8 protein-coding genes and 1 pseudogene are annotated in these 13,841 nt (G+C 45.2%); 5 read left to right on the top strand and 4 right to left on the bottom strand.

The features are described 5' to 3' along the window. Positions 1–74: 74 nt before the first annotated feature. The 4 genes and pseudogenes from ACOJQI_RS20750 (at position 75) to ACOJQI_RS20735 (ending at position 3,489) form a co-directional block, all read left to right on the top strand. Entirely contained in the window at positions 75–947 is an 873-nt protein-coding gene (locus ACOJQI_RS20750; RefSeq protein WP_421381676.1) for a DUF2628 domain-containing protein, read from the top strand. Positions 948–1,132: 185 nt separating this feature from the next. After that, the gene (locus ACOJQI_RS20745; protein ID WP_421381674.1) at positions 1,133–1,351 is read left to right on the top strand and encodes a hypothetical protein; all 219 of its coding nucleotides are present in this window, start codon (positions 1,133–1,135) and stop codon (positions 1,349–1,351) included. 36 nt (positions 1,352–1,387) lie between these two features. Further along, positions 1,388–2,338 (top strand): annotated as a pseudogene (locus ACOJQI_RS20740) (IS4 family transposase); the annotation flags it as partial. Between the two features lie 68 nt (positions 2,339–2,406). Further along, a complete protein-coding gene (locus ACOJQI_RS20735) occupies positions 2,407–3,489 on the top strand; it encodes a plasmid pRiA4b ORF-3 family protein (RefSeq protein WP_421381672.1) in 1,083 nt (360 codons plus the stop codon). Between the two features lie 85 nt (positions 3,490–3,574). Here ACOJQI_RS20735 and ACOJQI_RS20730 read toward each other — a convergent pair whose 3' ends face one another. Then, entirely contained in the window at positions 3,575–5,662 is a 2,088-nt protein-coding gene (locus tag ACOJQI_RS20730; protein ID WP_421381670.1) for a cell wall-binding repeat-containing protein, read from the bottom strand. Between the two features lie 228 nt (positions 5,663–5,890). Between ACOJQI_RS20730 and ACOJQI_RS20725 the strand changes: the two genes are divergently transcribed. Beyond that, entirely contained in the window at positions 5,891–6,610 is a 720-nt protein-coding gene (locus ACOJQI_RS20725; protein WP_421381668.1) for a CBS domain-containing protein, read from the top strand. A 120-nt stretch (positions 6,611–6,730) separates the two neighbouring features. Here the strand turns inward: ACOJQI_RS20725 and ACOJQI_RS20720 are convergent, their stop codons facing one another. The 3 genes from ACOJQI_RS20720 to ACOJQI_RS20710 all read right to left on the bottom strand — a co-directional run bounded on the left by ACOJQI_RS20720 (position 6,731) and on the right by ACOJQI_RS20710 (position 13,797). Continuing rightward, positions 6,731–7,942 (bottom strand): flagellin, encoded by a 1,212-nt coding sequence (locus ACOJQI_RS20720; RefSeq protein ID WP_421381666.1) that lies wholly within the window; start codon positions 7,940–7,942, stop codon positions 6,731–6,733. Between the two features lie 294 nt (positions 7,943–8,236). Then, complete coding sequence (locus ACOJQI_RS20715) at positions 8,237–13,375, bottom strand: pectinesterase family protein (protein ID WP_421381664.1); 5,139 nt, start codon at positions 13,373–13,375, stop codon at positions 8,237–8,239. 290 nt (positions 13,376–13,665) lie between these two features. Further along, on the bottom strand, positions 13,666–13,797 hold the full coding sequence (locus ACOJQI_RS20710) for a hypothetical protein (RefSeq protein WP_421381662.1): 132 nt from the start codon (positions 13,795–13,797) through the stop codon (positions 13,666–13,668). Positions 13,798–13,841 lie beyond the last annotated feature (44 nt).

Raw genomic sequence — 13,841 nt, 5'->3', positions numbered from 1 at the left:
AATTCTTGACGCAGGAACGTCGGAATTGCTCCTGTGTTAAACTGAATATATAGAAAACGAAAAGGGGTCTGATTTTGTATTGTTCAAATTGTGGTGAGAAACAAACAGGGGAGGGGAAATACTGCCAGAATTGCGGTCATTCCTTAACTAGCGAAAGTATCGAAGAGAGAGAGGCTCCTTCCAAGGAGTCCAGCCTTAAAACTTTTGTAGGGAAGAATTCAGATTACTACTTAAAAAAATGGGACATTGGAGACAATGGTCCGAGGAAAAAAATCAGCTGGAACTGGGCTGCGTTCCTGACTGGCTACTTTTGGCTTGGTTATCGAAAGATGTATGGGTATATGGTAATCATTTTGCTCTTGTGGCTTGCAATCGATGCCGTCTCTTATTCTATTGATTGGCCTGCAGAGGCGTTGAATGCATCGTTTATGTGGGGAATAATGGCAGTTTTGGGCAATCATATTTATTATCTATATGCCGAGAAAAAAATCAAGAAGCTGGAAGACAAGGGGACTGCCTCTGAAGATAGGCTGACTAAAGCTGGCGGAACCAGTATTGCGGGTGTTTTTATAGCTATTGCCATGATGATTGGTTATGTTTTCCTGACTGTATTTGTGCTGGAGCCGGCTTTGACGACCGCACCTGTTCAATTCGGGCATGGGGAAGAAGAGGGAATAATAACCGAGGCTGCTGATTCCTTTGAAAAAGGAGAAAGTATGTTCTTTTCTTTCGATTTTCCGGATTACAAAGGCGGTGCCTATAAAGTAGTTGTAGAGAAGAGGGAAAACGGTACTGAACACATTTTCAATGAGTGGGAAGATGAAGTTCCTCCAGACTGGCCTGGAGTCATAACAGAAATCTACGCCCCAGAAGAAAATGGCGAATACATAATGAAAATCATCAAAAAAGACAAAGTCATCGCCAAAGGAGAATTCACGGTCGAATAGCGGGGAGGGGGTTGGTCCCGTTGGCTGCCAAAGAATAAATCCTTTACCACACTAACGCAATGGGGGACAGCACGGGTGTTGATTAACCATAATATGTAAAATAAACGGTATTATTAGACAAAAAAAGCCACTCTCTTTTAGAATAATTGTTACCGCTAACAACACTAAAAAGGAGAGTGGCTTCATTGACTAACTTTAACAAATTATCAGAGATGCTTCAAACGTTCATTACTGAAGAAGAGGTAGAAAACCTCTGTGAGAAATGGGGTTATCGCGACACCGCAAGAAAATTTTCCACCCGAGATATGGTACGTTTCTTTGTCATTTCGTCTGCGAAAGATTGGAAAAGCTTTCGAGATGCTGAAACCAAAATGCCCCAGGAAGAAAGTAATGTGCCTGTGTAACAAGTTCGATTTGGTCATAGTCGATGTAGACAATGGAAGATAAATCTGCCTTCAGTTGACCACTCAACCCTCGCTAAAAAAGCTCAAAACGTTCCTTATCAGATCCTTCAAGAATTGTTCTCTCGTTTAGTCAATCGCTTAGGGCGTGGAGTGCGCAGAGCACTGTTCAAGCCTTATAAACTATTCGCAATTGACTCCACAACCATTACTTTTCAACATCCAGATATGAGCTGGGCGGGTTACACCCGCACCCGCTATGCTATTCGTCTCCATACAAAATTCGATGTAGAGGAAGGACAACCTACCCAAGTCATTCCTACAACTGGACGGCATCACGATGTCATGATGGCGCCCAAGTTGTATGAAGACACGGAACCTCTTTCTATCATCACCGCAGATAGAGGATATGCGCGAACGAGAGACTTTGAGGATTTACAGGAAAACAATCAATTTTTTGTGATTAGAGTCGCTAGCTCATTCTCCCTCTCGGGAGAGAGGGAACACAGTGTACCTCTTAATGAAGAGGGCAATGTGAAGGAAGACCTGACAGCCTTTATTGGAAAAGGCACCCGCAAAACAAAGGTTCGATTCAGATTGGTTACCTTTACCGACAACGAAGGAAACAAAATAAGAGTAGCTTCGAACTTAATGATGATGTCCCCTGAGGACATTGCTTATATCTATAAACTTCGCTGGCAAATAGAGCTATTTTTCCGTTGGGTAAAAGGCAACCTGGATCTGTCCAATCTCTTTGGAAATTCTCCGAATTCTGTATATAGCCAGGTTTATGGCACTCTTATCAGTTACTTGCTTTTACGCTGGATTTACAATGAAACCAAGGAAGAATGGGCTACTTTACACTCTTTCACCTTCATAGAATTCACGCGTCGTTACGTGGCATACACCTTACCTGTTGAAGTAAGGTGTGCCGTTAAATCGCTTTTTGAACGAAGGGGGAGTCTGTGCCAATCACTTGGAAAAATATAGCTAATCAACACCCCTGTGGGGGACAGTCCCCCATTGCGTTAGTGTGGTAAAGCGCAGGAGGTTATTTTATGCTTATTCAATGTACGAAGAAGCTGCTGGATGAATTGAAGGTTTCTCCAGCTGGGCGGATTGAAGAGGATCATTTGTTTTCGTGGCATGCGAATATCGTCAAGTATGGCCGGAGGAAGGCGGTTGTGCTGGTCAATGATAAGACTTTTTATGCGATTGTGCTTTATAGCGTGAAAGCAAAGGATTTGAAGAACCTGGGAGAACTGGCGAAGCAGGCGATCCGTGAAGTGTTCAGAGCTGAGGGTATTCTGGATGAAATCATAGATGACTATATCCAGCGCACTGGCGAAGTGACTTTTACCAAGACCAAAGACAGGAAATCTGTCGGAAGGTTGAACCGAACCTGTGAGGATTCTCATTTTATGACCGATTTGATTGTTGAAGATTCGGTCATCCAGGTTGACATGAGCTTGAAGATCAGCGGCTTGTTAGCCGGTATCGGGAAAAGCAGCTACATAACGCCGAATGAGGAAATGTTTAAGAGCCTGGAGGAAATGGCCGGGAAGCCTGTGTTCCATTCGGAGGCAGCGGAGCTGAAAGTGACTTTGCTCCTGGAAAAGCATACAGTTTGGCGCAGGGTTGTGGTTCCGACAAATTACAATTTCGAACAATTGCACAGGGCACTGCAGATTGCTTTTAACTGGCAAAACAGCCACCTTCACGACTTTGAAATTTACGCAGGTTCTGGCGAAAAAGAGAGCCCGATTCTGAATCTTGTCTGTTACGAAGATGTAGTGAATCCCGACAGTGAAACTCCGATGAAAATGGAAATGGATGTCCAGCTGTCCGAGTGCCTGTCATCGTCCATAATCTATAACTATGATTTCGGCGACGGCTGGAAGCATCAGATTGAAGTTGAAAAAGTTGTGCAGGATTACAAAGTGAATTACCCGGTCTGCCTGCACGGCGAAGGGAGCACACCGCCGGAGGATGTCGGAGGGCAGGCAGGATATGAGGAATTCCTGAGGATTATAGGTGATGAAAACAACCCTGACCACGAAGCCATGCTGGAATGGGGCGAGATGCAGGGATATAAAGAGTATGATTTGAGGGAGATTAATTGGTCTTTTAAGGATATTTAAAAAAGGAATTCCCGGGGTGACTTGGTGATCCCTGGGAATTCCTTTTTTGGTGTACAGAGGTGGGACACGGGAACTGCCCTTGCCCTTATTTCGTCATTTCATCGATGACTTTGCCCTGCGGGTCATAGAGGACCGCTTTGTCTCCAGAGTTGTTCCAGATATAGGCACCAGTCCAGTACAGCTTGGAGGGAGGGCTGTCGACAGCGTTGCGTCCGGCTGTTACGGTGACGCTTGCTCCTGATTTTAAGACAAAGTAATCAGGGAACTCGTAGGTTTGATTTCCTTCAACGCTCAGCAGTTTCCAGCCTGCCATCAAGACATCGACGTTATCAACATTTTTGATGGTTACTGTTTCTTGATCAAGATCCAGCCCGGTGATATCCAGTTTACCGGTAGCAGGATAATCATCACCGGTAAAAGGAGCTTCATTAATGGTGTAAGGGAAGGCACCATTTGTATACGCCAGAATGTCACCCGATTTATTCGTGGAGTACATCGTCACTTTGTTCTCTTTAAGACGGTTTACGACCTCGTCGCTCAAGTCACTTTCATCGCCATGGGATAAAATGGCTGTGCTTGGTCTGACCGCATCCAGGAATGCTTGGGAAGTGGATTCATCGGACCCATGATTTCCTACTTTTAAAATAGAAGATTGAAGTTCACTTTTACTGAACGTTTTTAAAATATCTGCTTCAGTGCCTTTGGTCGCATCACTTGTTAACATGAAGCTTACATCTCCATATGTCAGCTGCAGCACAAGGGATCCGTCATTTGTGGCGCTTTTCTTTTCACCATTGTTCAATACTTTGATCGTCATCTCATCAAAGCTTAAAGTACTGCCTACAGCAGGGACTTCATAAGGGATGTTCTTTTGTTCGATAAGGTTCTTATATTCTGTGTACGCGCTCGAGGTATCGCTCGAACCGGAATCAAGGACTTTCGATACTTCGAATTCATTGATTACATCCGTTAACCCGCCGATATGTTCAGGAGCAGGGTTCGTTGAAATCAGGTAATCAATCTTGTCGACACCTTCATATTTAAGCTTGGTGAAGAGCTCTTCATTATCGGTCAGACCGCCGCCATCAATTAAGACCTCTTTGTTCTGACCCTGGATCAGAATGCTGTCTCCCTTGCCTGCATCAAAAAACTGAATGAAGCTCAGGCTTGGAATGTAGTTATATCCATAACCTTCCATGACATCATCCGTGATTGCGTTCAGCCCGCCAAGTACATACGTATCAAAGTTTTTATTGTTAATATACGAATCAGTGATTGTGTAATTCTTTGTTGGGTGGACCAATAGAATTTTCGCGTTGAGCTTGTTGGCCAGTCCGGAAGCGGCTACCGCGTCAGGATAGTCCTCTTTGCCTGTTTTTACAGATTCCCCGCGGACCATGATGATTTTTCCTGATTCCACGAAGTGCAGATTTGCGAGAATGCTGGTTTCATAGCGGTTTGCCCCGCCATAACGATTGACGGTGATGCCTTTGGATTTCAACTGTTTTTCTATGGTAGTCGAAATTGCAGCAGGCCCTCCGAAAATATCCACTTCCTTAATGTTGGATGGCAGGTTCACGCGCATCTTATCTTGCATAGTTAAATAGATAGGTATTTCATGGATGGATGAATAGGCGGAAGCGGATAATGCATCAGCAACCGTTTCGCCGTTTGCCAAAATGGCTTTCGTGTTGTTGGAAGTACCGGCTGTTTTGTTGATGTTAAAAGCGGTCTCGTACCGGTTTGCGCCTTCAATTCGCTGTACAGTGAAGTTGTGGGATTTCAGTGTGGTTTCTACGGTGTTGGAAATGGCGGATGTGCCGCCAAGCAGATAAACTTTCTTGGCTCCTAATCTTGTTAACTCAATCAGGACTGAGTCATCCAGCGACTTAGGATAGGTTAAAAGAATAGGAGAATCTTTCACTCCGGCAAGGCTCGCAGCAGCAAGGGCATCGGCAGGATCATCCGCTCTTGCCAGGACCACTGCCTTTTCGTCAGTCGTCAAGCCGTCCGGCCATCCCGTCTGGGAAACATTGATAGCCGTCCCAAGCCTAGTCTCACCGGAAATCCGGTTGAAATCAAACTTCGTCCGCGCCTCCGTCTCTAACGGTGAAAACATCAAGGAACTCAAGGACAAAAGAAAAACCAAAAGAACACTGCAAATCTTTTTCATTACATACCTCCGTAAATTTAGAATCACTCTCATAGTACCATATTTTGCTGGAAAATATTACTTATAAGGCAACTCTGTGCTTTACCCCTTTAAAGCGGTGGGGGACAGTCCCCCACCGCTTTAAAGGGGTAAAGTGTACGACCTTCTCCGTGGTCCCTTTCTAGTCGTCTAGCAAGATAGTATAATAAATTGAATAAGAAGATACTTTTTTGAAGGGGTGTCCTGCACTTGGAAACTACTACAACAGCAATTCTGTCTGAGCGGTTTGAAGCTGCTTTTAATCAAATACATGAACAATTAAAGAAGCTAGTGTCAGCCAGGACTGACCGTTTCACTTCCCTGGTACGTTTTGGAATGAGGCACAAGGCTGTAGAAACTTTTGAGGATGAATTGATCCAGTTCGCCAAACTGAGAAATGCCATTGTTCATGAGAAGATTTCGCCTGGCTACTATATTGCCGAACCTCATCAAGAGGTAGTGGAAAGGATTGAAAAAATAGCTGGAATCCTGCTGAAACCCAACTATGCCATGAGTATTGCAACTAAAAATGTCATATGGTTTGATGGTGAGGACAGCCTTGAAGGTGTCATACATGAGATGAAACAGTGTACTTACTCTCAATTTCCTGTTTATAAGGATGGACTTTGTGTGGGACTATTAACGACCAGGGGAATTGTCAATTGGATGGCTGAACATATTGCAGGGAGTGTTGTAAACCTGCATAATTTCCAGGTGAAGGATATTCTTGACTATGAAAAAACTCGTCCGATATCTCACGTTCCTAAGAGCATCAACATATTTGAAGTTGAGGAGATCTTTGAAGAACATCATCAGAAAAAGCTCGAGCTTGAAGCCGTGATTATCACAGAAAACGGGTTGCCTCATGAGACACCGCTAGGGATTGTGACGGCTTGGGACTTGATAGAGATAGATTATACTGTAGATTGAGAGAGGACATGAGGATGATACCTTCTACACTTTAGTGCATTAACGCAGCGGGGGACTGTCCCCCGCCGCGTTGTCCCCCGCCGCGTTAATGCGATAAAGTGCCAATCCCGCCGTCCCGGGTTATTTTAGCAGCTCCAATACCTGCTGGGGCTGTTGAACTCCCTGTTTCAGCATAGATTGGGATGCTTGTGAAAGTACATTTGATTTGGTTAGTTCCATCATACTTTTTGCCATGTCTGTGTCACGGATTCTTGATTCAGCAGCTGTCAGGTTGATTTCATAGTTAGAAACATTATTTAAGGAGTGTTCCAACCTGTTTTGATATGCGCCGAATCTTCCGCGGTCAGTAGAAACTTTTTGCGTGGCATAATCTATTCTTAGGAGAGCAGCCTCGGCACCTTGTCTTGTCGACATATTAATAGTATCTATTCCAAGAGCTGTCGTTCTGGCATCTGCTAGTTCAAGAGGAAAGTTCTCATCAGAATTTGCTCCTGTTTGTAAATAGATTCTGTCATCTGAATCATTATTGATGATCCCGTCATTGTTCCCGGGGGTTACGACAATATTTCCCTGATGCTGGTTGCCGGTCCCGAAACCAGAATAATTGCTTACATCAAAGGTCATGCCGTTGTATTCGAAAGTGTCAGCTGGATGGTTGAGTACGACTACATATCCCTGCATGTTATAGACGTCCAGCCCTACAGCTTGACCATCCACTATATCTGCATATAACTGCAACTCGGTATACATCCGGTTATCGGGATCTTCAACAACTTCTTCTCCCGGGTTCAATTTCACTCTCGCTCCGCCGGGGCCAACATTTATCCACCCCTCCGTAACAAAATGGCCGCTAACGGAACCCGTAGCTCCAATTGTAGATTGCGGGGTATCTGCATTATAGTTGAGCAGGGCTGTTCCGTCCAAAAGCCCTCTTCCATTGAATTGTGTATTGGTGGCAATATTATTTATTCCCTGCTTAATCTGCTCGACTTCTTTCTGGATTTGCTCTCTATCATCATTCGTTAACGTATCATTAGCAGCTTGAACAGCCAATTCCCTAAGTCTGAGCAGGTTTGGTTCTTGAATGCTCGAGAGGCCGCCCTCAGCTGTTTGTAAAAGGGAGATGCCATCCTGGATATTTCTTTGAGATTGCTGCAACCCTCTTATTTGGGCTCTCATTTTCTCACTGATCGCTAAACCCGCCGCATCATCACTTGCCTTGTTGATTCTTAATCCTGATGACAGCTTTTCCATGGAAGATTCAGATGTTTTATTGTTATTCTTTAACTGATTGACTGTATTTAAAGATGAAATATTGTGATAGATTCTCATTTGGTTGCTCCTGTAGAAGAATATATTCATATATATATCGGTTGGATTTGGAAATGTTTTAACAGGGGAGAGGAAAAGGATCATCCAAAATCGAAAAATCCCATTAAGCTGCAGACCTGACGTAATTAATCAAACGTTTGTTTAAGAAATGAATAGGTCCTGTTGCCGCGACCTTTAGCACATTAACGCAGTGGGGGACTGTCCCCCACTGCGTTAATGTGCTAAAGTGCCTTCTATCAGAAAAACCCCCGCGAAGCCGACAGGCTTGGCGGGGGTTCTTTGTCTCATTAATGTTTAATGTTCCAATGTTTCCTCGACATTTTCAGGTACTGCTGCTGGACCGCCGAGGATGGTGAAGTCCATGTATTCTTTTTTGTGAATGAAGTTCTTTGTTTCTTCTCTGATTTTTTCATCGTCAACTAGGAGCAGTGGTGTTTTTTGCTGAGCAGCCAGGATGGATCCTGTCAGGGCGTCGGCAAATTCGTTTCCTGTTGCGATGAATGCTTCGTCTGCTGTGACCTCAGAGTATTTGGCGATTTCAACTGCTGTTCCATAGCGGTTGTCGCCGCTTATTCGAACAGGGTTGTTGAATTGCTCATAGGTTTCAGCAGTAATGACACGTTCTCCTCCGACGACGACAGTTTCGTCAGCTAATCCGGCATATTCCAGGGTTGCTGCTGTGGTTTCATCTTTTTCGGTCAGAAGGATCGGAGTCACTTGGCGTGCAGCATATGGTGCTGCTGTTAAGGCATCCGGGAAGTTCCGTCCATTGGCAATGATGACTTTTTCCGGATTGCTTGAGATTCGCTTGGCGATTAGTGCGGCGGTTTCAAATCGGGTTTCACCGCTGATTCGGTCGACTGCCAGTCCCATGCCTTCAAGGGTTTGGCTGACATTCTCATGGATAGCGTTTGTACCGCCGAGAACGATGACTTTTTCCGCTCCCAATCTTGCAATCTCTTCCTTCGTGACTTCCGATAGTTCATCTGTCTTTGTTAAAAGAATCGGTGCTTCTGCCTGGTGTGCCAGTGGTGTTCCCGCTAGTGCATCAGGGAACTTATCTCCGCGCGCAATGACGACAGTTTCCGCCTCATCATATGCTTCTTTAGAGATTTCCACGGCTGTTTCGTAACGATTGATTCCAGCAACGCGTTCGACGTCTACAGCTTCTGTTTCAACTGTGACGGTCAGAGGCTTGGATTCATTACCGGCAGCATCAACTGCGATAACAGATGCTTGGTAGTTAGCCCCAGGTTCAAGGTCGCTGACTTTTGTCTGGTTATGGTTTGCATCGACTTCTTTTGCCAATTCGTCATTGACCACAATTTTATACGTGCTCAACTCTTCATTGTCGTTCGCTTCCGGCCATTGCAGTGTCACATCAGGGTCATAGCCTTCCGTTGCTGATGCCTGCAATTCTGCGTTTTCTGGCCAAACCGGTGCGTCTTTGTCCGTTGTGGAAGCAACGGTTACGGTTGCTTCTTCACTTACATTTCCTGCCTGGTCGGCTGCTGTAATAGTCAATACAGTTCCGGCCGGTTGTGCATCGATGGAGATAGCAAACTCGCCGTTTTCTCCAGCATTAACTTCACCGATTTGCTCAGCTTCATTCGTAACTTTTACAGTGGAACCTGCTTCAGCTGTTCCTGTTACCGTCGTGCTCTGATCGTTAACAGGATTAACTTCCGGTTTCGCAGGAGCCGTTACATCTTTATCAAATTCTGTACCATCCAGAATGATTGCCGCCTCTTCAGGGTTCCATCCATTCAGGATACGAGGGACGGTCAACGCATTGGCTTCCTCAGCTGTCAACTGTTTGGACCAAGCAACGCGTGCTTCCGGGTTTGCCCCTGGGCCGGCACTGTTGAATTCGGTATAGTTTGCGACTTTATGGTTATCGGTTCCCGACCACTGTTTCCAACCATCAGGGACGATGTGGGAATCCATCCATGTGTTGATGAATGTAGTATCCGCAAAGTCTTTCCATGGTCTGCCGAGATAAACTTCTTCAACAGAGTCATCTTTCGTCAGGCGGGAGTTCAGGAATACAAAGCCTGGATTTTCTTTTTCCGGCTGAGCTCCTGCTGTGATATAACCAGCGCCTACACTGTGGATTTCACTGTTTTCAAATACGACAGCAGGTGCTTCACCAAAGATGAAGTCGACTTCACCTTCGATATAAGAATCGCGGTAATACTGTCTTCCTTCACCAGTGTAAAGGGTATCCTGCAGTCCAAGTGCCTTGATGTCAGTAAATACTGCTTGGTCACTCAAGACAGACAAGGCAACGGCTGTACCGTATTGATCACGCGGTGCGCGGCTGTTCAAGAACGTGATGTGGGCTGCTGTAAAATGGTCACCTGTCACTTTGACGGTCTGGCTCTTGAATGTGCTGCCGACGTTACCGGATTGTCCGTCTGTGCCGCCGTAGTCATCCCATTCAATGATGGTGTTGTCTGCACTTTCACCGACAAAGCTGACATATGGCTGTGTCACATGGACTTTTTCTTTATAGGTTCCATTTTTGATATAGATCACTTTGCGTGCATCGTTGTCAGATGGAATGGAATCAACAGCTGCCTGGATTGTTTCAAAATCACCTGAGCCATCTTTTGCCACCACAATTTTTTCTGCCGGCACGACATTAAGCTCATTTGAAAGTCCGCTGTTTCCATTTTCATTGGACGCGGTCACTACATAATAGTAGGAAGTACCGTTTGTGACATCAGAATCTGTGTAAAGTGTTGTATTAACATTTTCGGCGATCGTTGTGTAAGGTCCGCTGATTTCCGTGCTTCTTTTTACTGTATAAGTGTCAGCATCGGCTGTTTCGTTCCAGCTCAGTGCTGCTTCTCCTTCATGGGCTTTCGCATCAAAGCCGTCCGGAATTGCCGGTGCTCCTTCTGTAACTTGGTACGGTGTTGCTTTTACCTCAACGGAATTCATGCTTTCGGTTTCGTTGTTATGCGCTGAAACGACGTAGTAATAGTCCGTTCCATTGCTGGCTGTGTCATCTGTAAAAGTTGCACCCTGGATGTCGTCCGTAATGACTTCATAAGGTCCGCCATTCTCGGTGCTTCTTTTTACAGTATAAGAACTTGCGCCTTCAACAGCATTCCATTGAAGTTCCACTTTATTGTTTCCTTCAATAGCTGTCAGTTTCGCCGGGCGGTCCAATGGTTCTGATGGCTGTACGCTGATAGCATCGGAACTTGGACCGTCACCGCCGACACCGCTTGCTTGAACTGTGTAATAGTAAGTGGTGCCGTTTGTCAGGCTGTTATCAAGATAAGACGTTTCAGACCAATCGTCTGCGATGACTTCATAATTTCTGTCTTTGGAAGTGCTGCGTCTGATTGTATATCTGTCGGCGTCTGCGACATCATTCCAAGAAATCGTGGCAGAAGCACTTCGTTCTGTCACGTCAACCTCCGGAGCGGCAGGCAGTGGAATGTCTGCAGATGGAGTCACGCTGACAGAATCGGAATTTGCGCCTTCACCGATATTATTGACTCCGCTCACCACATAGTAATAAGTCGTGCCATTTGTAAGCTCGGTATCATGGTATTGAAGTTCGGTCAAATTTTCCGCGATGGTTGTGAATGGACCTTCTGCGGATGTGCTTCGCTTGACGTTATAAGAAGTGGCGCCGCTTGCCTGGTCCCAGGTCAGCTTGATTTGGGCGTTCCCTTGTTTTGCCTCGACTCCGGCTGGAGCTGTCGGCACAACAGAAGGCTCGTACACATCAACTTCATCTACATAAAAAGTAGAAGTGGAGCTGTTTCCTGTATTGATGTCCAGTCGGCCGAAGTTTTCGGACAGCTGATAGAATGGCTGTGCAAGCATCTCAGCATCAGCACCGCCGCTCACTTCGATATCGTATTTCTGCAAAACCATGTCTGCTGTAATCTTGATATGGTACCAAGTGTTGCTTTGGATTCCTTCGATTAGATTGACAGTAGAGTCATCCGCTCTTCGCAGAACCAGGTTTTCACCAGTGGATTCCACGGATACCATCGTACTGTCGCCACCTTCATTCACAAGGCGGAAACGGCTTCCGGAGCCGATGCTTTCTGCTAAAAAGTCGAATTCCGCTACAACGGTAGTGTCATTCGGCACTGCCGGGAATTCTTTGTTGTATACACGGGTGGAGCCGCCTTCATTGGTTGAGCCATCCTGTGCATCATGAAGCTTCATCACTTTGTTACTCGCAAATAATGGATCTTCTGTGATTTGAGCATAGTTTTCTGCAGGGTCAAAGTTCCAGCCCTGCCCTTGGTTGGTTGTGATTTCAACAATATAGTCGTTGATTGTTGTTGCGTTTTCTGTTGTCGGTTCAGTCGGCCAGCCATCTCCATCAAAGTCATCATGGATTATGTAGTCCTCAGGTGTCTCAGGCAGATGACGATCAGCTGCTGGTGTCACTTCAACAATTTCCGAATTCAGGCCTTCACCGACTTGGTTTACGGAACTGATGACATAATAGTAAGCCGTTCCGTTTGTCAGGCCAGTATCTGTGTAGTGGAAATCTGTCACATTCTCAGCGATGGTTTCATAAGGGCCGTCTGTGGATGTTCTTCTTTTTATGTTATAAGAATCAGCGTCTGATACAGTTCCCCATGACAGTTTCGCTTTTTGATCGCCTGCTTCTGCGGTTACAGCTGTAGGTGCTGCAGGCGGAATTTCAGGATTATAGATTTGTACGTTGTCTAAGAAGATTGTAGATGTTGAGCTGTTCCCGGTATTGATATCCAGTCTGCCGAACTCATCCGCCGGCTGATAGAAATCAAGATTGCTAACTTCGGAATTCCCGGCACCGCTCACGGTCACATCGTATTTCTTCGTTCTGAGGTCAATTGTGGCTTTTACATGGTACCAGCTGTCAGTCTGCAGGTTATCGATTAATGGTTCCCTGCCTGCGGCTGTTCGGTAAAAAAGGCTGCCATCAGATGTTTCCAAGGATGCGATCACTGTGTCGCCGCCCTTGTTCATCAAACGGTAGCGGATACCTGAACCAAATTCTTTCCCCATAAAATCAAATTCAATGACTGCAATTTGGTCGCTTCCTTGAGAGGTGAAGGTGTTATTGATCAGGCGTGTTGCTCCGCCTTGGCCAGTTGTTCCATCCTGGTCATCGACCATTTTTACAACTTTATTATTCTCACGGATTGGATCCGCTGCAATTTGTGTGTAATTCTGCTGGGGATTGAATTCCCAAGCGTCCCCCTGGTTGGTATAAACTTGTGCAATATAAGAAGGACCGAACGATTCACTTGTGGTTGTCGTCGGCTCTGTCGGCCATTCTGATCCTTCAAAGTTGTTATTCACTATGTAATCGGTCTCTGTTTCTGCTTGAACCGCTGCAGGCAGCGCTCCCAGAAAGGTGGAGACGACTAAAATGAAAGATAAAAAGGTTTGTAGAAACTTATTCATTTAGAAAAGACCCTCCTGTTTTCTTTTAATACTCATCCCTTGCAAGTGGAATTTGTTTTTTTAGTATAATTTTCGCCGGCCTTATCGTTCGTTCCCGACTCATGGTTCGCTAAAACATCTTTTGTTGAACTTTTTGCAGAATCAAACCTGGTAATTGGTGGAATTATGCGGTGGGAATGGTGGCTTAGACTGGGTGAAGCGGGAGTCAAGGGGGCTGGAAAAAGGGAGGGGAAGGGGTATGAAGAAAGGTTTCATGCTCCAGAAAAGGAAGGGCTGGTTGTTTTTTAGAATTAGGTATCTTTTTTTTCATTGAATATAGATTTCTTTAGTTTGGAAATCTCCTTTTCGTATTTCTCCATTTCTTTATCAAATGCTTTATCCTGTTTCTCTATCGATTTAGAAAGGCTCTTCTTTTTAGGCATGCTGATCCTCCTTTTAAGTAAATCGTATTTAATTGTATGCTGTT

The sequence above is a fragment of the Bacillus salacetis genome, assembly GCF_049177075.1.
Taxonomy (GTDB): Bacteria; Bacillota; Bacilli; order Bacillales; family Bacillaceae_B; genus Rossellomorea; species Rossellomorea salacetis_A.
This window is presented reverse-complemented; position numbering and strand designations above follow the sequence as displayed.

Bases quoted from the DNA above. Each gene is read 5' to 3' on its own strand.
- ACOJQI_RS20735 (WP_421381672.1), top strand. From the start codon at position 2,407: ATGCTTATTCAATGTACGAAGAAGCTGCTGGATGAATTGAAGGTTTCT.
- ACOJQI_RS20730 (WP_421381670.1), bottom strand. From the start codon at position 5,662: ATGAAAAAGATTTGCAGTGTTCTTTTGGTTTTTCTTTTGTCCTTGAGT.
- ACOJQI_RS20720 (WP_421381666.1), bottom strand. From the start codon at position 7,942: ATGAGAATCTATCACAATATTTCATCTTTAAATACAGTCAATCAGTTA.
- ACOJQI_RS20715 (WP_421381664.1), bottom strand. From the start codon at position 13,375: ATGAATAAGTTTCTACAAACCTTTTTATCTTTCATTTTAGTCGTCTCC.
- ACOJQI_RS20710 (WP_421381662.1), bottom strand. From the start codon at position 13,797: ATGCCTAAAAAGAAGAGCCTTTCTAAATCGATAGAGAAACAGGATAAA.